This is a genomic window from Acidobacteriota bacterium (assembly GCA_018001935.1).
Taxonomy (GTDB): Bacteria; Acidobacteriota; JAAYUB01; order JAAYUB01; family JAAYUB01; genus JAGNHB01.
In genome coordinates this window covers 65,310-84,401 of the sequence record JAGNHB010000016.1, presented here as the reverse complement: position 1 = coordinate 84,401, position 19,092 = coordinate 65,310, and the positions used below count along the sequence as shown (strand labels likewise).

Here is a 19,092-nt window from a genome sequence, read left to right as displayed (position 1 = left end):
CCCCTTCGGGGAGGGTCAGGGCCCGGGAAGCCCCGACCCCGGCTGGGCGCCGCGAGCTTCCGATCCAGCCCCGGACGATCCACGACCGGACTCGGTGAGGCATGACCCCCATGATCACTCAAACGCCAGTGACCCTTCCCTTGCCGATCCCTGTTGAACTGCACTTGAACAGTTACGGGATTACCGGGCGGGAATCTAACGCCGCCGCCTCAGGACTTCGGGGGGGCATTGTCCGGGGCGGACTTGTCCGGGTAGCGCGGCGCCGTCACCGCGGGCACCGGCTTCTCCCGGATCAGCTTCTGCAGGTGGGCCACCGCGGCCTCGAGCTGGGCGTCCCTTCCCCCGAACGTGGCGTGGGGCAGGTTGTCCACCACGAGGTCGGGTTCCACGCCGTGTCCCTCGATCAGCCACTGCCCCTCGGGCCCGAAGACCCCGTTCTCGGCGGCGGTGGCGATGCCGCCGTCCACCAGGAAATTGCTGGACGAAAGCCAGATTTCGCCGCCCCACGTCCGGGTGCCGATGACGGCGCCGATCCCGAGCCGGCGGAAGCCCTCGGCGAAGGCCTCCCCGTCCGAGGCGGTGAACTCGTCGCACAGGACCACGGCGTGCCCCCGGAAGGCGTACTGCATATTCCGTTCCGAGGGCGGCCCCACCCGCCGGCTCCAGAACGACCAGGCCTTGCGCAGGAGCTGGCCGAGGATCCAGCTGTCGATGTTGCCCCCCTCGTTGTGCCGGACGTCGATGATCAGGCCCTCCCGGTCGACGACGGGGAAGAAGTCCCGGGCCCACTGGGCGTAGTCGGCGCCGCCCATGGCGCGCAGGTGGACGTAGCCGATCCGGCCGCCGCCCAGGGACTCCACGGCTTCCCGCCGCGTCAGCTCCCACTCGGCGTAGCGCAAGTCCGCGTCTTCCTTCGCCGTGACGGGGACCACCACCACGTCGCGGCCGGCCTTGCTCCCCGCGGGGAAGACCCGGAGGAGGACCTGCCTGCCGGCCTGGTTGCGCAGCGGGGCCGCCGGGTGGGGGACCGTGAGGAGCGGCACGCCGTTGATGGACTCGATGACGTCCCCCTCGGAGACGCCGACCTCGGGGCGGGCCAGCGGGGGTCGCCCGGCGGGGTTGTCGGGGTCGAAGCGGCGGATCCGCGCCACGCGCCACCCGCCACCGGCCTCGTCCCGCTCCAGGTCGGCCCCGAGAGAGGCCGTGACGGCGGGATCGGGCCCCTTGCGGGTGTCGCCGCCGTAGACGTAGGTGTGCAGGGCGGACAACTCGGAAACCATCCGGGCCAGGAGGTCCGAAAGCTCGCCGCGGCAGGTGAGGCGGTCCACCAGGGGGAGGTACTTCTTCAGCATCCCCGCCCAGTCCACCCCGTGCATGCCCGGGTCGTAGAAGTAGTCCCGCTCCAGGCGCCAGGCCTCGGTGAGCATCTGGCGCCACTCCTGCCGCGGGTCCAGGGCCAGCGTCCAGCCGGAGAGGGGGACGTCCCGCTTGTCCAGGGTCGCCGGGCCGTGGGCGGCGTCGACGACGTGGAGGGCGTCCTGCTTGCGGAGCAGGAGTTTCTTGCCGTCCCCGGAGAGTTCGACGTGCCGGACCTCGCCGCAGACGGTCTTGACCTCGGCGCCCTCGGAGGCGACGTTGAGCGACTGGACCGTGCCGCTTCCACCGCCGGCGGGGGTCGACAACCAGAAAAGGGCCTTGTCGTTGACGGCCAGGTCCTGGTAACGCCCCGGGGGGACGGGGACGTCCATGAGCCGGTCCCGGATCCCCTTCCGGTCGATCCGGACGGCCGGCGGAGGGGTCTTGCCGCCCGCGGCGGGCTTGGCGGCGTCGGGGGCCGTTCCGGTCGAGGACCCATCGACGGCCGGGGGCTTGGGCTCCTCGCGAACCGGGACCGGGCGGGACTGCAGCTCGTCCCGGGGGGCGAAGGGGGAGCGCAGACCTTCCGTCAGGGCGAGGGCGTAGACCTTCGTCGGCTTGTCCAGGAAGGGCTGGGGGGCGTAGTGGCCCCACGGGGCGCGGACCGCCGTGGAGAGGTTCCGGTCCGAGAGGAAGTACAGCCACTTGCCGTCCGGGCTCCAGGCGGGGGAGAAGTTGTCGTAGCGGTCGGAGGTGACGGCGGTTTTCGAGCCGTCGGCGGCGTTCCACAGGCGGATTTCCCGGAAGGCGTTCGCCGTGGGGGCGGCATAGGCCAGCCACTGGCTGTCGGGGGACCAGGCGAGGTCCTCGATCCTGCCGGCGGGGGTTGTATCGACGAGCTGCGAGGTTTTTGCCGCGGTGTCGGTGACCCAGAGGCGCTGGTTCTTGTCGGTGTGGGCGACGCGCTGGCCGTCCGGGGAGGGGAGGCCGTCCCAGCGGAGGATGTCGGCCCCCGTGGTGAGGGGGGCGCCGGGCCCCGAGCCGTCGGCGGGGAGGAGCCAGAACTCGGTCTCCCCGGACGCGTCGGAGAGCGCCAGGATGTTCTTCCCGTCAGGCATGAAGCGGGCGTTGCGGAACCGCACCCCCGGCTTGTGCGTCACCTGGGCGAGGCGGCCCTGGCGGGCGGGGGCGGTGAAGACCACGCCGCGGGCCGTCAGAACGACCCGGTCGCCGTCGGGGGACAGGTGGACGGCGGAGAGGTATTCCATGGGCTTGGCGACCCACCGCTCGCGGGTCTGCTCGAGGTCGGAGGCGAGGGTGACGGGAACGGCCCGGTCGGTCCCGTCGGCGAGGTCGAAGACGTGGAGGTCCGCGCCGAGCTGGTAGGCGACGCGCCCCTCCGAGAGCGAGGGGCCGAGGACGTCCCACCCCCGGTGGCGGGTGTGCTGGCGCAGGTCCTTCCCGTCGGGGAGCATGGACCAGAGGTTGAGGGTCCCGTCCCGGTCGGAGACGAAATAGACGCGGCCCTTCCACCACATGGGGTCCCGGCTCGTCCCGGGGAAATCGGCGGTCAGGGGGGTCGCTTCGGCGTCCCCCGCGGTGAAGCGCCAGAGCTTCTGCGCCGTCCCCCCCTTGTAGCGCTTGGTGTGGCTTCCCTGGAAGGGGAGGCGGGTGAAGAAGAGCGTGCACCCGGTGTCGTCGAAACACCCGTCGGCGGCCTGCGCCAGGGGGAGACGGTCGGCGGCGGTGACGGGCCGGGAGAGGTCGAGGGTGAAGAGCTGAACCTGCGGGAGCGTGGAATAGGCGTCGGTGGCGGCGAGTATACGGCCGTCGGGGGTCCAGCCGGCGACGGCGATGCGGCGGGCGCCCAGCCAGGTGCGACGGGTGGGGGTGCCGCCGGTGACGGGGAGGGTGTAGATTTCGGGGTTGCCGTCGTAGGCGGCGGTGTATGCCAGGGTGAGGCCGTCGGGGGAGACGGCGGGGGAGTCCTCGGTGCCGGGGTGGGAGGTCAGGCGGGAGGCCGGGCCGCCCTGGAGACCGACGCGCCAGAGGTCTCCCTCGGCCTGGAAGTAGAGATCGTCGCCGTGGAGGGCCGGGGAGCGGTAGTAGCCGACGGGGCCCGCGGCGGCGGCGTGGGCGGGGAAGGGGAGGAGGGCGAGGAGGATGAAAACCCCTGGCGACAGGGGAAACCGGTGAGGGCTCCGAACCGGATCGGGACTGTCCGCCGCCGCTGGATTCATGGCGTGCATGCCTCCCCTAAAATAAAACGGCGGCGCCTTGGGGGCGCCGCCGGGGCATCTCGAACGAAACCTTGCTAGTTGCGGTTGAAGCCGCCGCGGCGGGGGGCGCCCGGCCGAGGGGCGCGTTCCCGGGCTTCGTTGACGGTCAGGGTCCGGCCGTCAAGAACGGTGCCGTTCATTTTCTGGATCGCCTGGTCCGCGGCATTGTCGTCGTCCATCTCGACGAACCCGAACCCACGGCTCCGCCCGGTCTCCCGGTCGGTGATAACGCTGGCGGAAGAGACCTGGCCGATGGCTTCGAACGCAGCCCGAAGACCTTCCGAGGTCGTGCTGTAGGAGAGACCGCCCACGTAAATCCGTTTTGCCATTGATGACTCCTTTTCCCATCCTCAAAGCTAAATTTGTGCACCTTCGGAAGCGCAGCTCGGAAACGGAACCATCGGCCCGACGCGAACCACACAAGCTCCAAACCCCGGTCGCCTGAGGATGGACGACGACCACCTGCACGGTGCAATACATTACTCGCTTTCATCCGAAATGCAACAAGTATTTTGAGGGGGGAAGAAAAAAAACGTGGGGAAGGAGACAGAAGTCAGAATTCAGAATTCAGAATGCTGCGGACGTGCTCCTGGGAAAACAGACTGTTGGGTCCGTGGACGTCTTCTTCCGGACCTCCAGCCTGAAACCCTCCAGCCGGACGGCCTTATTAAACCACTAATCTGCACTAATCTGCACTAATAAGACTCTGTGCCTCTGTGAGAGAAAAGGACTTTTTGTGAACGCATCACGACTGACTGCTGGATTCTGAATTCTGAGTTTTGAATTCTCGTTTCTGCATTCTGAATTCTGAATTCTGGATTCTGGATTCTGGATTCTGGATTCTGGATTCTAAACTCTAAACTCTAAACTCTAAACTCCGTCCCCTCCCCTCCTCCTGTCTTCTCCAGTTGCAGCGTCCTTTCCCTTGTGTTAACCTGCCGGTTTCACGGGAATTCTTCCCGCCGCGGGGGCGGGGGTCCGGAGGTCGGGGCGTGTCGTCGGGCAAATTCACCATCAGCAAGGAAGAAGTCCAGAGCGAGCTGTTCTACCTGGAGAAGATCCTCGGCGAGATGCGCAAGCGGATCGTCGGGCAGGAAACCTATCTCAACCGGCTCCTGGTCGGCCTTCTCACGGGGGGGCACATCCTGGTGGAGGGGGTGCCGGGGCTGGCGAAGACCCTGGCGGTCAGCACCCTGGCCGAGTCCCTGAACCTGGATTTCAAGCGGATCCAGTTCACGCCCGACCTCCTCCCGGCGGACCTCGTGGGGACCATGGTCTACAACGCCGGGACCGGCGAGTTCGAGCCCCGCAAGGGCCCCGTCTTCGCCAACCTCATCCTGGCGGACGAGATCAACCGGGCGCCGGCCAAGGTCCAGTCGGCCCTCCTGGAGGCCATGCAGGAACAGCAGGTGACCATCGGCCGCGAGACCTACCCGCTCCCGGACCCTTTCCTCGTGCTGGCCACCCAGAACCCCATCGAGCACGAGGGGACCTACCCCCTCCCGGAGGCCCAGACCGACCGGTTCTTCATGAAGGTCCTCCTGGACTACCCCGAGAAGAAGGAGGAGAAGGAGATCCTCCGCCGGATGACCGAGGGCCCGGGGACGGCCATGGAGATCGCCCGGGGCCGGGGCATCGAGGTGAAGCGCGTCGTGGTCCCGGAGCGGATCCAGAAGATCCGTCTCACCGCCACGAAGGTCTACGTGGACGACCGGATCTCCGACTACATCCTGGAAGTCGTCTCCGCCACCCGGCGGCCGACGGACTACAAGCTGGACACCGGGCGCTACGTCCGCTTCGGGGCCTCCCCCCGGGGCACCATCGCCCTGAAGGTGGCCGCGCGGGCCCACGCCTTCCTGGCGGGGCGGAACTACGTGATCCCCGAGGACGTGAAGTCCATCGCCCCCGACGTCCTCCGTCACCGGGTGATCCTCTCGTTCGAGGCGGAGGCGGAACGCATCAGCGCGGACGAGATCATCCGCGCCGTTCTCAACGCCGTCGAGGTCCCCTGACGGCGCCCCATGAAACTCGCCGACCTCATCCGGAACCTGCACATCCTGGAGATCCGTACGCGGAAAAAACTCCAGGGGGGGCTCTCCTCCTCTTACCGCAACGTCTTTCGCGGGCAGGGACTGGAGTTTTCCGAGGTGCGCGAGTACGTGGAGGGGGACGACGTACGACTGGTGGACTGGAACGTGACGGCGCGCCTGGGCAGCCTGCACGTGAAGCAGCTCCTCGAGGAGCGGGAACTCAACGTGGTGACCGCGGTGCAGTGCTCCCGGTCCATGGATTTCGGGACCGGGGAGAAGACGAAGTTCGAGACGGCGGCGGAGATCGCCTCCACGCTGATCTTTTCCGCCATCCACGCGGGGGACCGGCCGGGGATCGTCACGTTCAGCGAGGGCGGGCGACTGGACTACATCCCGCCCGGGAAGGGGATGGACCACGCCTTCCGGCTGCTTCACCGGCTGATCTCGAGCCGGCCCGACGGCCGGGCGCCGGGGGCGGGCGACCTCCTGAATTTCCTGACCCACGGCCTCAAGAAACGGAGCGTGGTTTTCCTCATCTCCGACTTCATCTACTCGGACTGGCGCTCCGAGCTGATCGAAACCGCCGCCCGCCGCCACGATTTCACCGCCATCGCCGTCCTGGACGCGGCCGAACTCGAGGGGCCGCCCCGGGGGATCTTCCCCCTGGAGGGCGAGGGGTGCGGCCCCACGTTCGTCGGCGTGGGCCGGCGGGCCCGCGAGGCCTACGCGGCCCGGATCCGGGACCGCCTGGCGAGGATCCGCACCCTCATGGCCGGGGCGGGCGTCGACTACCTGGCCATCCGGGCCGGTGCGTCCTGCGAGGAGGACCTCCACAAGCTCTTCCTCCGGCGCCGGCAGTCCCACATGCCCGCCTGAGGAGGTTTCCCGTGACCGAAACCGGCATCTTCCCCCTGCTCCCGGGGCCGACCCCGCTGACGGAAGCCCCGCGCCTGACCCGCCGCTTGGGCGGCCCGCGCATTCTCGTCAAGCGCGACGACCTCACCGGGAGAGGACTCGGGGGCAACAAGGTCCGCAAGCTGGAGTACCTCCTGGGGGAAGCCCTGGCCGAGGGCGCGACGCACGTGGTCACCGGCGGGGGAGCCCAGTCCAACCACGCGTGCCTCACCGCCGTGACCGCGCGCATGGCCGGCCTGGAGCCCGTCCTGGTGCTCTCCTCGCCCCACGAACCCGGGGACGAGGGGAACCGGAAGATCGAGTCCCTCCTCGGCGTCCGGGTGGATTGGGTTCGGGAGTACGCCGTGGAAGCCCTGGAGCGGGGGATCGCCCGGGCGGCGGACCGCTTGCGGGACGCCGGTGCGCGCCCCTGCGTCATCCCCATGGGCGGGAGCAACGCCACCGGGATCCGGGGGTACGAGCGGGCCGCGGCGGAACTGGCGGAACAGTGCCGCTTGCGGGAGACCTTTCCCGACGCGGTGGTCACCGCCGTGGGCACCGGAGGGACCCTGGCCGGCCTGGTGAGGGGCGCGCGGCGGCACCTGGGCGGCTGCTGCGTCGTCGGCATCGACGTGGGGGCCGTCCCGGAAGGTCTCGGGGAGCGCTGCCGCTCACTGATCGGGGACGAGGGCGGCCCCGAGCCGGGGGATTACGAGATCGACGGGCGTTTCCGCGGGCGGGCCTACGCCGCCCCGACGCCGGAGGGGGTGGCCGCCATGCGGCTCTTTCTCGAAACCGAGGGCCTGCTGCTGGACCCGGTCTACACCGGGAAGGCCGCGGCCGGCCTGGTCTCGCTGGTCGGCGAGGGGGTCTTCGGTCCCTCCGACACGGTGGTCTTCCTGCACACGGGCGGGGCCGCCGGCTTCTTCACCGGGTGGGAGGCCGCCCCGGCTCCCGTGAGCGATTGAGCCATCCGCTTTCCCCGCGCGTATAACCCCCGGGGGCCAGGACGACCCGGAGGGGCATCGGAAAAGCTTTCGGCCAGACTGTCGGCCCGGGCATCTTTCATTTGTGAGGTTTCGCGAGGAAGCACTTGCGTTCTTGCGGCGTCTAAAGTAAAACACTTCGTTGCAACAGTCCGGTCGGCCGCCGGGGGGACCTGCCGGGGAAACGCACAAGAGGAACATGGGCTGGCTGAACAAGATCGTACCGTGGAACCGACACCCGAAGGTGGCAGGCCGCCAGGACCTTCCCGCCGTGAACTCCCTTGTGATGCTCCACGTGTCCGGCGAGCGCCGGCCCCGCCGCGGGGTGATCTTCAACCGGACCCCCGACGGCCTCGTCTGGGTCCTCTTCCCGGAGGGGGGAAGCCTCCCCTGCACCGACCCCGGGTCGGAGATCGAAATCGAGTACCAGATCGGCGACAACCCCGTTCGCATCGGCACCCAGTTGGCCCAGGTCACCACCGACGTTCACCCGATCTCGGGCGTCACGCTCACCCGTTTCGGGCTCCGACCGTCCGGGAGGGTGGAAACCGTCCAGCGCCGGAAGTTCTCCCGGCTTGACCTGGTGATCCCCGTGACCTTCTTCAACATCGTGATCCCGCCCGGTTACGAGATCGACCCCGACGTCCAGCTCGACACCACGCTGAAGTGGCGGCTGTCCAAGCCCAAGAAGTGCGTCACCGGCCAGCTCCGCGACATCAGCGCCGGGGGGTGCTCCATCATGGTGCGGGACCCGGTGACCATCGGCGACGAGATCTACAGCCAGCTCACCCTGGAGAACGAGTTCGTCCAGGCGGCGGCCCGGGTCGTGCAGGTCACGCCCTCGGGGGGGGAGAACCGTGCCGGGGTCCAGTTCGTCGGCATGGACGACGACCTGAAGGAGTTCCTGGAGCGGTTCGTGGACGAGGAGTCCACCCGCCGCCGGCGGACCGGCAAGATGAGGACCACCGAGCGCACGGGGTGACCCGCGGCGGGGGAGAAGGACGTTGACGGCAGGCACACCAGGCTGGACGGACCGGGACGAGGCCTACATGCGCCGCGCCTTCCGGCTGGCCCGCTCCGCGGAGGGGCTCGCCCACCCGAACCCCATGGTGGGGGCGGTGGTCGTCGCGGGGGGGCGGATCGTGGGGAGCGGCGCCCACCGCTACGCCAAGATCCTCCACGCGGAGCGGCTGGCCCTGTCGGAGGCCGGCGGGGCGGCGCGGGGGGCCGATCTCTATGTCACCCTCGAGCCCTGCTGCCACCACGGGCGCACCCCCCCCTGCGCGGAGGCCGTCATCGAGGCCGGGATCCGGCGGGTCTTCGTGGGGACGAGGGACCCCAACCCTCTCGTCGCGGGCGGGGGGATCCGGCGACTCCAGGAGGCGGGGCTGGAGGTGGTCACGGCGCCGGACCCCGCGCCCTTCGATGAACTCAACCGGAAATTCAACAAGTACATCACCACGGGGACGCCGTGGGTGACCCTCAAGGCCGGGCTGTCCCTGGACGGGCGGATCGCGACCGCGTCGGGACGGTCCCGCTGGGTGACCGGGGCGGCTGCGCGCCGGTGGGGGCATCACCTCCGCTTCACCCACGACGCCATCCTCGTGGGGAGGGGCACCGTGCGCACCGACGACCCGATGCTGACCTGCCGGCACCGCCGCGAGAAGGAAACACCCTTTTTGCGGGTGGTCCTCGACTCGCGGGCGCGGATCCCCGCGGGGTCGCAGTTGGTCCGCAGCGCCCGGGAGCACCCCCTCCTCGTGTTCGTGACGACGGACGCGCCCCCCGGCCGTGTCCGTGCCCTCGAGAAGGAGGGGGTGGACGTGCACGTCCTGCCCGTGAAGATCCGCTGCGAGGAGCGCCCGCCCGCCCGGGGGGTGTTTTTGGACCTTCACCCCAAGAACCCCCGGGTGGACCCGGCGGCGGTCCTCAAGGAGCTGGGGCGGCGCGGGGTCGCCTCGGTGCTCGTGGAAGGCGGCGGGATCGTCCACGCCCAGTTCCTCGCGCCGGGGCTGGCCGACGAGTTCCACTTCTTTTTCGCGCCCCTTTTCCTGGGTTCGGAAGGGCCCCCCGTCCTCGGGGAACTGGGGGTTTTCGACCTGCAGCAGGCCCCGCGGGCCCGGATCCGGCGGGTTCGGGCGCTCGGTCCGGATCTGCAGGTGACGGGGTATTTCCGGACGGGAGCGCGAACATGAGGCGGGCTCCCCGCGGCGAGCGGCTCCACATCGGGATCCTCGGGCGCCGGAACGCCGGGAAGTCGTCGGTGCTCAACGCGCTGGTCCGGCAGTCGGTGTCCATCGTGTCGGAGCGGGCGGGGACCACCACCGACCCCGTGGAGAAGCCCATGGAGCTGCTCCCCCTCGGGCCGGTCCTCTTCATCGACACCGCGGGGCTCGACGATACCGGTGCGCTGGGCCGGCTGCGGGTCGAGCGTTCCCGCCGCGTCTTGGACCGGACCGACCTGGCGGTCCTGGTGGCCGACGGGGACCGGTGGGACGCCTTCGAGACGGGCCTCCTGGACCGGCTGGGGGAACTGGGCATCCCGGTGGTGGTGGCTTTCAACAAGGCAGACCGCATCGAACCGTCGCCGGCGGCGACGGCGGACGTCGCGGCACGGAAAGCGCCGGGGGTCCGCGTCTCGGCCCTCACCGGCGCCGGGATGGACGACCTGGCCGAGGCGTTGATCCGCTTGGCCCCGGACGACTTCGTCAACGCCCCGCCCCTCCTCGGCGACCTGGTCCGGGCCGGCGACCTGGTGGTCCTGGTGACGCCCATCGACAAGGAGGCGCCCCGGGGCCGGCTGATCCTCCCCCAGGTCCAGGTCCTCCGGGACCTCCTCGACCACGGGGCCTTGGCCGTGGTGGCCCGGGAGAAGGAACTGGCGGGCGCCCTGGGGCGGCTGACCGCGTCGCCCGCCCTGGTGGTGACGGACTCCCAGGCGTTCCGGGAGGTGGCGGAGGCCGTGCCGGCGGAGGTGCCCCTGACGTCGTTCTCCATTCTCTTCGCGCGCTACCGGGGCGACCTGGCGGAGTACACCCGGGGCGCCGTGGCCATCGGGAGGCTCAAGCCGGGGGACCGGGTCCTGGTGGCCGAGGCGTGCACCCACCACCCCATCGGCGACGACATCGGCCGGGTGAAGATCCCGAAGTGGCTGGGGCAGGCCGTGGGGGGAGACCTGGATTTCACCCACGTGCAGGGGCACGATTTCCCGGCGGACCTGGCGCCCTACCGGCTGGCCGTCCAGTGCGGCGCCTGCATGCAGAACCGCCGGGAGGTCCTCTCCCGCATCGCCCGCTGCCGGGCCGCCGGGCTGCCCGTCACCAACTACGGCATGGCCATCGCCTGGTCCCTCGGCATCTTCGAGCGGGCCCTCGGCCCCTTCCCCGTTGCCCTCCGCGTGTTCAGAGGCGAGCACCCTCATCCCGTCGCCTGAAGGGACCAGGCTTGAGTCGGGCCCCGCCGGCCAGGACGCTCCGCTGCCCCCCGGACCCGGAGACTCCCGGAACAGAGACAGAACTCCTCTTTACCAAACAGGGGATGTCGGTATATAATTCCGCCGTGTCGACATTCCGGGTCCATCCGGGTGAAGCCGGTCTCGATCCACGGGAATCGGGGAGGGGTATGCGGTTCGGAAACAAGAGACATCGATCTGTCTTCGGACGTCGATCAGCCTTCATCTTCTTCACGAAACATCCTCTTCGCCTCGATGGGTTCTCGCTGAAAGCCGCGGAGCCCTCGCCGTGGGGTGCGGGATGGCCGCTTGCCTCTGCGGACTGTCACGGTTCACGAAAAGCAGGGGGGCGACCGCCGTGTCACCCGGCCGGCCCTGGGCCATCAAGCCATAAATAAAGGAGAAGTTATGAGTTCAAACTCGAGAATGATGCGGACGGTCTGCGGACTGGTTCTCCTCATCGCCGCGGCCGTCTCCGGCTACAACCTCTACCTGATGTACTCCATCACCGACGAAGAGGCCAAATCCATCGGGAAGATCGTTTTTGAGGCCTACAACCGGACGAAGAGTCCCAACGACCCGGAAATCCCCGAAGGGGCAGAGAAGACCCCCCAGGGCATCACCCTGGTGAAGGAAACCGTTCAGAGTAAGCCCCTGCTTCGTCTCGCCGGCCTGCTGATCCTGATCTGGGGGGGGTGGAACCTCCTCGAGCATACGGGGAAAAAGGTGGCCGTAGTCCTTTCCTTCCTCATCATGCTGTTGTCGGTGGCCTTTATGTTCATGACTGACGAGACTTACACTGCCGTCCTGAACTCCCCGGCTCTCTCCCGGCTCGCCTTCGGCGACACCCTCTGGAGTATCACAGTGTTCCCCGGTCTGCTGGCGAGCGTGTACGGCTGGTACCTCTCGCTGGACCGCAACTTCTAGGGCTTCGACGGGGCGAATGGCCGGCATGGGGTTGCCGGTCACGCCCCGTTCCGTGCAGGCCTTCGTGGAATCCTGCTTTCCCCCGCGCTGATAGCATAGTATAATCGCTTCGTCGACATGCCAGCAGGGGAGGCGGCAGGCCCCCCGGAGGAGAGACAAGAAGATGCCCCGCTTGGATATCTACCTGAAAGGCGAGATGCTGGTGCAGGTCCGCTTGACGGACAAGGCCATCCGGCTCGGGCGCGACGAGGACTGCAGCGTCGCCCTCAACCAGCCCGAGGTGTCGCGTTTGCACGCGGAGATCCGCCCCGTGGAGAACGGTTTCGAGATCGCCAACTTCGGGCGGAACGGCACCCGGGTCAATGCCACCATGGTGGACCAGCCTCACCGGTTGACATTCGGCGACCGGATCTACATCGCCGAGTACGCCATCATCTTCCAGAGCGACGACGCCCAGCCGACCGTGGAGAAGGGCCAGACCCACGAGTCCACCCTGGAAGTCCACGCCTACCGGCCGGGGGAACCCCGGTAAAATCCTCTCTTCAGAGAGTGTTCTTCTCGAAAATTTCGTGAGCGAGGTAGGAACTGCGCACCAGCGGGCCGGAGAAGACCGCCTCGAAGCCCATCCCGAGCCCCTCCGCCTCGAAGCCCGCGAACTCGTCCGGCGTGACGTAGCGCTCCACGGGGAGATTCCACCGCGTCGGACGGAGGTACTGGCCGAGGGTGAGGATCCGGCCACCGGCCTCCCGGATGTCCCGCATCGTGTCAAGGGTCTCCTCGCGGGTCTCGCCGAGACCCACCATGAGCCCGCTCTTGACGAAGCGGACGCCCGGGGCCGCCGCGGCCCGCCGAAGCAGGTCCAGGGAGCGCCGGTAGTCGGCCCCCGGGCGGACCGACGGGTAGAGGCGGGGCACGGTTTCCACGTTGTGGTTGAAGACGTCGGGCCGCTCGGCCAGGACCCGGTCCGCGGCGCCGGTGTTCCCGGCGAAGTCGGGGACCAGGACCTCCACCCGCGTGCCGGGGCAGCGCTCCCGCACCGCCCGGATCACGGCGGCGAACTGCGCGGCGCCGCCGTCGGGCAGGTCGTCCCGCGTGACGGAGGTGACCACGACGAAGCGGAGCCCCAGGTCGCGGGCGGCCTCGGCGACGGCCCCGGGCTCGCCGGGGTCGGGCGGCGGGACGGGGCGGCCCTTCTCCACGGCGCAGAAGCCGCAGCGACGCGTGCACGAATCCCCCAGGATCATGAAGGTGGCGGTCCGGCGGCCGAAGCACTCGCCGCGATTGGGGCAGCGGGCCTCCTCGCAGACGGTGTGGACGCCGTGGCGCCGCAGGGCGCTCCGGGTCGGGTGGACGGCCGGGTCCACCAGGCGGGCGCCCCGGAGCCAGGGCGGGAGGCGTTTGGGCGGCGGGGCCGGGTTCATGCGGTGCCGGGAGGGATCACGGGTTGGGCTTGCCGATGATGGCCCCGGGGAAATCCTTCCGGGCCCGGTCGCGGAGCAGGAGGGCCCCCGCGGAGTCGTTCGCCCGGCCCACGATGATGCGGAAGGGGTAAGCCTTGTTGCCCGAGGGGACGAAAGCGGCGCCGGGGTAACGGTCTTTCAGCCCGGCGACTTCCTTTCGGGCCTCCGCCTCGGTCTTCACGGCTTTCACCTGGACGTAGAACCCGCCGCGCGGTTCCGGCTTCGGCGGTTCCTTCACCGTGGGCGGCGGGGGTGTTTTGGCCGAGGCCGGGGGCGGGGTGGCCGAGGCCGGGGGCGGGGTGGCCGGGATGGAGGCGGATGCCGTGCTCTCCGGCGGCGTGGGAGAATGGGCGGGCGGGGTCGCCGGCGTGCCGGTTTCGCCCGGGCTGACGGGGCCGCCGGCCGGCTCGGTCTCCATGACCCGCTGTTCCGTCCGGGGCTCGTCTTTCGGGCGGGCCTCGGCCGTTCGCTCGATGAAGTTCCGACCCACCATCAGGCCGATGGTGAACACGATCATCAGGACCACGATGAAGAAAACGAAGAGGAGGACCAGGTCCCGGGTGTTGAGGATGACGGTCTTTTCCTTGCCCCTGGCGGGGGTGCCGCCCCTGGGGCGCTCCCTTTCCGGCTCTCGAATCGGCATGCTCACCTCGGAGGGTCGAATCTGCGGGGGCGGCTCGTCACCCCCGATGATCAATTAACACGAAATGCCTTTCCGATCAACCCAAAAGAGCAGGCGGGGCGGCCGTCGCCGGGTGAGGCGGCCGCCCGGGGGGTGCTCAGGGTTTCTCCTTGTCGGCCTTCGGCAGGAGGTGGGAGAGGAGTTCGATGGGGAGAGGGAAGACCACGGTGGTGTTCTTCTCCACGCCGATCTCCGTCAGGGTCTGAAGGTAGCGGAGCAGGACGGCGATCTTCTGGCCCTCCAGGACCTTCGCGGCCTCGGCCAGGCTCTGGGACGCCTGCAGTTCGCCGTCGGCGTGGATGATCTTGGCGCGCTTTTCCCGTTCGGCCTCGGCCTGCTTGGCCATGGCGCGCTGCATCTCCTGCGGGAGGTCCACCGACTTCACCTCCACCTTGGAGACCTTGATGCCCCAGGGGTCGGTGTCCCGGTCCAGGATCTCCTGCAGGCGCTGGTTCAACTTTTCGCGGCAGCTGAGCAGGTCGTCCAGTTCGTACTCGCCCAGCACCGACCGCAGGTGGGTCTGGGACAGTTGGGAGGTGGCGTAGAGGTAGTTCTCCACCTCGATCACCGCCCGGACGGCGTCCATCACCCGGTAGTAGACCACGGCGTTGACCTTGACGGAGATGTTGTCCTTGGTGATGACGTCCTGGGGCGGGACGTCCAGCGTGACGGTGCGAAGGTCGACGCGGATCGACTTGTCGATGGGGGCGAAGACCATCGTCAGGCCGGGCCCCTTGGCGCCGGGGAGCACCTTGCCCAGGCGGAAGATGACCAGGCGCTCGTACTCGCGGACCACCTTGATCCAGTTGAGGAAAAAGATGATGACGACGAAAAGGACGATGTAGGGAAACACGGTCCCGAACTCCGGGCCCCGCTCCAGGATCGCAAACGGGTTCTGCAGCATAGTTCCATCCTCCTTCATTGCTCTTTCTTCCCATCACAGTATCGGTATCGGTATCGGAATCGGTATCGGAATCGGTATCGGTATCGGAATCGGTATCGGTATCGCTAACGGTATCGGTATCGCTATCGGTATCGCTATCGCTCCCGCTCCCGTTCCCGCCTCCCCGTATCGCCCCCGTCACCGGAGCCGGCCGCTCAGCCGTGTCGGCTTACGCCGCCCCCACCCGGACAGGCTGCGTGTTCTCGAGCACAGCGTACCTTGCACGGGTTGCCGGTCCGTTCCTCCGGCGGGTCGAACCGCGCCGCTCCGGCCGCCTGCGCGGCGCGGGGAAAGCGGCGCTCCGGCAGCCTTCGCGCCGCACTCCGCAGTCGGGAGAACCGCCGCTCCGGCAGCCTTCGCGCCGCACTCCGCAGCCTACAGCCTTCATCCTCACTTCGCTTCCCGCACGACGAGCCGCATGCCCTCCGTGCGGATCACCTCCACCGTCGCCCCGGCGGGGACCGTCTCGCCGGATTCGGAGAGGGCGTCCCAGACTTCCCCGTGCACGTAGATCTTTCCCCGGGGAGCCAGTTCGACGCGGACCTCGCCCCGTTTCCCCGCCATGCCGTCGGCCCCCGTGAGGGCCGGGCGCTTCATGGCCCGGATGACGAGGCGGGTCAGGAACAGGAGCACGACCCCCACGGGGAGGGCCACGCCCCAGATGATCTCGGGGTCGACCCCCGTCCCTCCGCCGGAGGTGTCGACGAGCATGGTCATGCCCAGGACGAGGGAGACGATCCCGCCGATGCCGATGACGCCGAAGCCCTGGACCTTGATCTCCGCGATGAAGAGGCCGAGGGCCAGGACGACCAGGAGGACGCCCGTGGTGCTGACGGGAAGGACCGAGAACCCCATGAGCGCCAGGACCAGGCAGATCCCGCCGATCACGCCGGGGGCGACGAAGCCCGGGTGCGAGAACTCGAAGAACAGCCCGAGGATTCCCACCAGGGCCAGCACCACGGCGAGGTTCGGGTCCGACAGGAACGCCAGGAGCTTCCACCGGAGCGAGGGCTCGACCGGCCTGACCGGGCGCCCCGTGAGGTCGAGGGTGACCTTCGTGCCGTTGAACAGGGTGACCTCCCGGCCGTGGAGCCAGTGAACGAGGTCGGCCTCCCGGGTGCACATGACGTCGATGAGGCGGGCCCGGACGGCTTCCTCCGCCGTGTAGGAGGCGTTGGAGCGCACGGCCTCGAGGGCCGCCCCGACGTTCCGGCCGCGTCGGGACACGATCCCCTTCAGGTAGGCGGTGATGTCGTTCTTGACCTTCTCCAGGAGCGTTCCCGTCTGCTTGTCCTCGGGGACGGGGAGGATGCCGCCGAAGCTGAGGAGCGGGTGCGCGGCCCCCGTGTTGGTGCCGGGGGCCATGGCGGCGACGTCCGCGGCCTGGAGGATGAAGAACCCCGCCGAGGCGGCGTGCGATCCCGCCGGCGACACGTAAACCGCCACGGGGACCCGGGTGTTGAGGACCTCGGCGATGATGTCCTTCATGGAAGAACCGAACCCCCCGGGCGTGTCCAGGACCAGGAGGACCAGGGGGGTCCCGCCGGTCTGGGCCTCCCGGATGGCGCCCGCCACGAACTGGGCCATGACGGGGTCCACCGATCCCCGGAGTTCCACCCGGACGATGGGGGCGGCCGCCCGGGTCCCTGCGAGGCAGGTCATCCCGACGAGAGCGAGGGTGAAAAAACGGAAAATCTTCATGGTTTTGCCACTTCCCGGTTGATGAAACCATTATAGCCGCGGGGCCGAAGGGGGGCAACCGAAAACGGCGCCGATGCGCTTCAGTTTTCGGCGGCGTTGTGATATTCTCGATGCAATACGGATGATGGTCTCGAAGAACGTCGGAACACCATCGGAACCGGGTCCGTAAACCCTTTGTTTGCGCCATCGGCGGGGCACCGCAGGGGATGTTGCCGGGGAGCCGCGGATGGGTTACGGGAGGGCTATGAAACCGAAGACGGGAATGGACGTGACGCCGACGGAGACGGGAGCGGCAGGGCCCGAACCCGGGGTCGGGCCGGCGGCCGCCGGGGACGACGACACGGCCCTGCTGGTCCTGGAGACGGTCCCCGACGCGGTCCTCGTCGCGGACAGGGAGTTCCGGATCTGCCGGACCAACCGTCGTTTCGACCGTTTCTTCGACCCCGCGGGGAACGGCGTCCTGGGCCTGGACGTGGAGACCTTCTTCAGCGGGATCCGCCGCCGGTTCGAAAACGAGCACGACCTGCTCCGGATGATCGGCCAGGCCCGAAAGGGGTCCCTGGAGGACTTCCGCGTGGACGTCTCGCTCTGCAACGCGGAACGCACGCGCTTCGAGGTCCACTCCCTGCCGATCCTGCACGAGGGGCGGTCGACGGGACGGCTGTTCCTCTTCCAGGAGATCACGGACCAGCACCGCGAGATCTCCCTCCTCGCCGAGAAGAACCGGGAACTCGAGTCGTTCGTCTACACCATCTCCCACGACCTGAAGAACCCCATCTCCGTCATCCTGGGGGTGTCCGACCTCATCGAGCAGCAGTTCGGGACCGCCTTCGACCGGGAGGGCAAGGACTACCTGAAGATGGTCAAGGAGGAGGCCGAGAGGATGCTGAGGTTGATCGACGACATCCTCCAGGTCTCCCGCACGAACCGGGGGATGGTCGAGAAGGAGGAGGTGGACACCCTGACGATCCTCAACGACATCGTCTCCGAGTTCCAGCACATCTACCGCGACATCCCGGCCATCTTCATCATCCAGGAGTCCCTTCCCACGGTCATGGCCCACCCCACCATGCTGGCCCAGGTCTTCAAGAACCTGCTGACCAATTCCATCAAGTACTTCGACCCCGCCAAGCCCCGGCCGATCATCGAGGTCGGGTATTACCGGAAGCGCAACTTCCACCACTTCTACGTGCGTGACAACGGGGTCGGGATGTCCCCCGAGGAGACCTCCCAGGTCTTCGACATGTTCTACCGGGTGGCCGGGAGCCAGGTGGAGGGGTCGGGCCTGGGCACCTACATCGTCAAGAAGATGGTGGAGGCCCACGGCGGCAGGGCCTGGGTGGAGTCCGCGAAAGGGCAGGGAACCACCTTCACCTTCACCCTTCCCGGCAACACGGACACGGACTTCCTGGAGGAGACGCTCCCGCCGATCCAGTTGAGTGAAGGCCCAACGGTCGGGTGACCCCTGAAGGGAACCACGTTACACGGAAAACACGAACGATAATGGGCCACGAACCACGCGAACCACACGAACAAAGAATTCAGAAACCAGTATTTAAATGAGGAAGGGAGGATGAGGGAGCCGTCAGGAGATTGACGTCGGGAAACAGGAGACAGCGCCCCCCGGCCGCATCCCGGGCGAGCCATTTTCCTTTGGGTCTTTGCGCCTTGGCGAGAGACGATCCGAATCCTGATCTCGCCAGGGCGCAAAGCCCGCAACGGAAGACGACATTGGCCGCAAATCATGCTCCATGCCGATGTTTCGAGCGATCGCTCCCGATTTTTTCGGCTTCATTGACGTTTACGGCGCCTATCCGGGCTGGATCGTGCCGATGCCGTCCGCCAATTCGGAAGGAGGTTCCGCGGCGGGGCGGCCGCACCCGTCGGCGCCCACCCGGATGAGCCAGTCGTTGAGGAAGATGAAAATCCCCGGGACCATCATCAGCAGGTCCCGGAAGATGGCGGCCCAGCCCACCGGGGACTCGCCCCCGAAGCACCCGCAGTCGATCTCCAGTCCCCGGATCATGGTGACGGCGAACATGCCGGTGAACATGGCCAGCAGTCCCATGGTGACGAGGAGGGCCCCCTTTCGCCACACCCCGAGGAGAAGGCCCAGCCCCGCCAGCAGTTCCACCCACGGGAGCGTCACGGCGGTCAGGTTGATCAGGAAGGTGGTGGGCAGGATCTGGTAAGCGGCGATGGACCGGGCGAAGAGCAGGGGGTCGGCGATCTTGTCGGCGGCGTAGAGGATGAAGATGGCCGCCAGGATCACGCGGCAGAGGAAGACGAAGAGGCCCCAGGCGAGCGACGCCCCGTACTCGCGCGGGGGGTGGCCGTCGAAGATGACCCGTTTCGCCAGGGAGTTCAGGAATGTCTTCATGGG

16 protein-coding genes are annotated in these 19,092 nt (G+C 68.3%); 9 read left to right on the top strand and 7 right to left on the bottom strand.

Annotated elements, in window-relative coordinates:
• Positions 1 to 209 precede the first annotated feature (209 nt).
• Positions 210 to 3,596, bottom strand: a complete 3,387-nt coding sequence (locus tag KA419_08710) for a PD40 domain-containing protein (protein MBP7866020.1) — start codon at positions 3,594 to 3,596, stop codon at positions 210 to 212.
• A gap of 74 nt (positions 3,597 to 3,670) precedes the next feature.
• A complete protein-coding gene (locus KA419_08705) occupies positions 3,671 to 3,964 on the bottom strand; it encodes an RNA-binding protein (protein MBP7866019.1) in 294 nt (97 codons plus the stop codon).
• Positions 3,965 to 4,705: 741 nt separating this feature from the next.
• On the opposite strand from KA419_08705, the gene KA419_08700 reads away from it, so the two are divergent.
• The 8 genes from KA419_08700 (at position 4,706) to KA419_08665 (ending at position 12,455) form a co-directional block, all read left to right on the top strand.
• Entirely contained in the window at positions 4,706 to 5,647 is a 942-nt protein-coding gene (locus KA419_08700) for a MoxR family ATPase (GenBank protein MBP7866018.1), read from the top strand.
• Between the two features lie 9 nt (positions 5,648 to 5,656).
• Positions 5,657 to 6,541, top strand: coding sequence for a DUF58 domain-containing protein (locus KA419_08695; GenBank protein MBP7866017.1), 885 nt, complete (start codon positions 5,657 to 5,659; stop codon positions 6,539 to 6,541).
• An 11-nt stretch (positions 6,542 to 6,552) separates the two neighbouring features.
• Complete coding sequence (locus tag KA419_08690) at positions 6,553 to 7,527, top strand: pyridoxal-phosphate dependent enzyme (GenBank protein ID MBP7866016.1); 975 nt, start codon at positions 6,553 to 6,555, stop codon at positions 7,525 to 7,527.
• Between the two features lie 217 nt (positions 7,528 to 7,744).
• Entirely contained in the window at positions 7,745 to 8,527 is a 783-nt protein-coding gene (locus KA419_08685) for a PilZ domain-containing protein (protein ID MBP7866015.1), read from the top strand.
• 67 nt (positions 8,528 to 8,594) lie between these two features.
• The gene (gene ribD, locus KA419_08680; GenBank protein MBP7866014.1) at positions 8,595 to 9,740 is read left to right on the top strand and encodes a bifunctional diaminohydroxyphosphoribosylaminopyrimidine deaminase/5-amino-6-(5-phosphoribosylamino)uracil reductase RibD; all 1,146 of its coding nucleotides are present in this window, start codon (positions 8,595 to 8,597) and stop codon (positions 9,738 to 9,740) included.
• A complete protein-coding gene (gene hydF, locus KA419_08675) occupies positions 9,737 to 10,978 on the top strand; it encodes a [FeFe] hydrogenase H-cluster maturation GTPase HydF (GenBank protein MBP7866013.1) in 1,242 nt (413 codons plus the stop codon). The genes ribD and hydF overlap by 4 nt, the downstream gene beginning before the upstream one ends.
• A 426-nt stretch (positions 10,979 to 11,404) precedes the next feature.
• A complete protein-coding gene (locus KA419_08670; protein MBP7866012.1) occupies positions 11,405 to 11,923 on the top strand; it encodes a hypothetical protein in 519 nt (172 codons plus the stop codon).
• Between the two features lie 163 nt (positions 11,924 to 12,086).
• Positions 12,087 to 12,455, top strand: coding sequence for an FHA domain-containing protein (locus KA419_08665; protein MBP7866011.1), 369 nt, complete (start codon positions 12,087 to 12,089; stop codon positions 12,453 to 12,455).
• A gap of 10 nt (positions 12,456 to 12,465) precedes the next feature.
• On the opposite strand, the gene lipA is transcribed toward KA419_08665, so the two are convergent.
• The 4 genes from lipA to KA419_08645 all read right to left on the bottom strand — a co-directional run bounded on the left by lipA (position 12,466) and on the right by KA419_08645 (position 16,709).
• Positions 12,466 to 13,344 (bottom strand): lipoyl synthase, encoded by an 879-nt coding sequence (lipA, locus tag KA419_08660; protein MBP7866010.1) that lies wholly within the window; start codon positions 13,342 to 13,344, stop codon positions 12,466 to 12,468.
• 16 nt (positions 13,345 to 13,360) lie between these two features.
• Positions 13,361 to 14,026 carry an SPOR domain-containing protein gene (locus tag KA419_08655; GenBank protein MBP7866009.1) on the bottom strand — a complete coding sequence of 222 codons (666 nt, stop codon included), beginning with the start codon at positions 14,024 to 14,026 and terminating at the stop codon, positions 13,361 to 13,363.
• 136 nt (positions 14,027 to 14,162) lie between these two features.
• Positions 14,163 to 14,969 carry a slipin family protein gene (locus KA419_08650; protein ID MBP7866008.1) on the bottom strand — a complete coding sequence of 269 codons (807 nt, stop codon included), beginning with the start codon at positions 14,967 to 14,969 and terminating at the stop codon, positions 14,163 to 14,165.
• 429 nt (positions 14,970 to 15,398) lie between these two features.
• On the bottom strand, positions 15,399 to 16,709 hold the full coding sequence (locus KA419_08645; protein ID MBP7866007.1) for a nodulation protein NfeD: 1,311 nt from the start codon (positions 16,707 to 16,709) through the stop codon (positions 15,399 to 15,401).
• Positions 16,710 to 16,953: 244 nt separating this feature from the next.
• Here KA419_08645 and KA419_08640 point away from each other — a divergent pair, with 244 nt between their 5' ends.
• A complete protein-coding gene (locus tag KA419_08640; protein ID MBP7866006.1) occupies positions 16,954 to 18,171 on the top strand; it encodes a PAS domain-containing protein in 1,218 nt (405 codons plus the stop codon).
• Positions 18,172 to 18,519: 348 nt separating this feature from the next.
• On the opposite strand, the gene KA419_08635 is transcribed toward KA419_08640, so the two are convergent.
• Complete coding sequence (locus tag KA419_08635; protein ID MBP7866005.1) at positions 18,520 to 19,089, bottom strand: DoxX family protein; 570 nt, start codon at positions 19,087 to 19,089, stop codon at positions 18,520 to 18,522.
• Between the last annotated feature and the right edge of the window lie 3 nt (positions 19,090 to 19,092).

What these genes read in the sequence shown, in the direction of transcription:
- KA419_08710 (MBP7866020.1), bottom strand. Translation starts at nt 3,596, where the DNA reads ATGAATCCAGCGGCGGCGGACAGTCCCGATCCGGTTCGGAGCCCTCAC.
- KA419_08705 (MBP7866019.1), bottom strand. Translation starts at nt 3,964, where the DNA reads ATGGCAAAACGGATTTACGTGGGCGGTCTCTCCTACAGCACGACCTCG.
- KA419_08700 (MBP7866018.1), top strand. Translation starts at nt 4,706, where the DNA reads ATGCGCAAGCGGATCGTCGGGCAGGAAACCTATCTCAACCGGCTCCTG.
- KA419_08695 (MBP7866017.1), top strand. Translation starts at nt 5,657, where the DNA reads ATGAAACTCGCCGACCTCATCCGGAACCTGCACATCCTGGAGATCCGT.
- KA419_08685 (MBP7866015.1), top strand. Translation starts at nt 7,745, where the DNA reads ATGGGCTGGCTGAACAAGATCGTACCGTGGAACCGACACCCGAAGGTG.
- ribD (MBP7866014.1), top strand. Translation starts at nt 8,595, where the DNA reads ATGCGCCGCGCCTTCCGGCTGGCCCGCTCCGCGGAGGGGCTCGCCCAC.
- hydF (MBP7866013.1), top strand. Translation starts at nt 9,737, where the DNA reads ATGAGGCGGGCTCCCCGCGGCGAGCGGCTCCACATCGGGATCCTCGGG.
- KA419_08670 (MBP7866012.1), top strand. Translation starts at nt 11,405, where the DNA reads ATGAGTTCAAACTCGAGAATGATGCGGACGGTCTGCGGACTGGTTCTC.
- KA419_08665 (MBP7866011.1), top strand. Translation starts at nt 12,087, where the DNA reads ATGCCCCGCTTGGATATCTACCTGAAAGGCGAGATGCTGGTGCAGGTC.
- lipA (MBP7866010.1), bottom strand. Translation starts at nt 13,344, where the DNA reads ATGAACCCGGCCCCGCCGCCCAAACGCCTCCCGCCCTGGCTCCGGGGC.
- KA419_08655 (MBP7866009.1), bottom strand. Translation starts at nt 14,026, where the DNA reads ATGCCGATTCGAGAGCCGGAAAGGGAGCGCCCCAGGGGCGGCACCCCC.
- KA419_08650 (MBP7866008.1), bottom strand. Translation starts at nt 14,969, where the DNA reads ATGCTGCAGAACCCGTTTGCGATCCTGGAGCGGGGCCCGGAGTTCGGG.
- KA419_08645 (MBP7866007.1), bottom strand. Translation starts at nt 16,709, where the DNA reads ATGAAGATTTTCCGTTTTTTCACCCTCGCTCTCGTCGGGATGACCTGC.
- KA419_08640 (MBP7866006.1), top strand. Translation starts at nt 16,954, where the DNA reads ATGAAACCGAAGACGGGAATGGACGTGACGCCGACGGAGACGGGAGCG.
- KA419_08635 (MBP7866005.1), bottom strand. Translation starts at nt 19,089, where the DNA reads ATGAAGACATTCCTGAACTCCCTGGCGAAACGGGTCATCTTCGACGGC.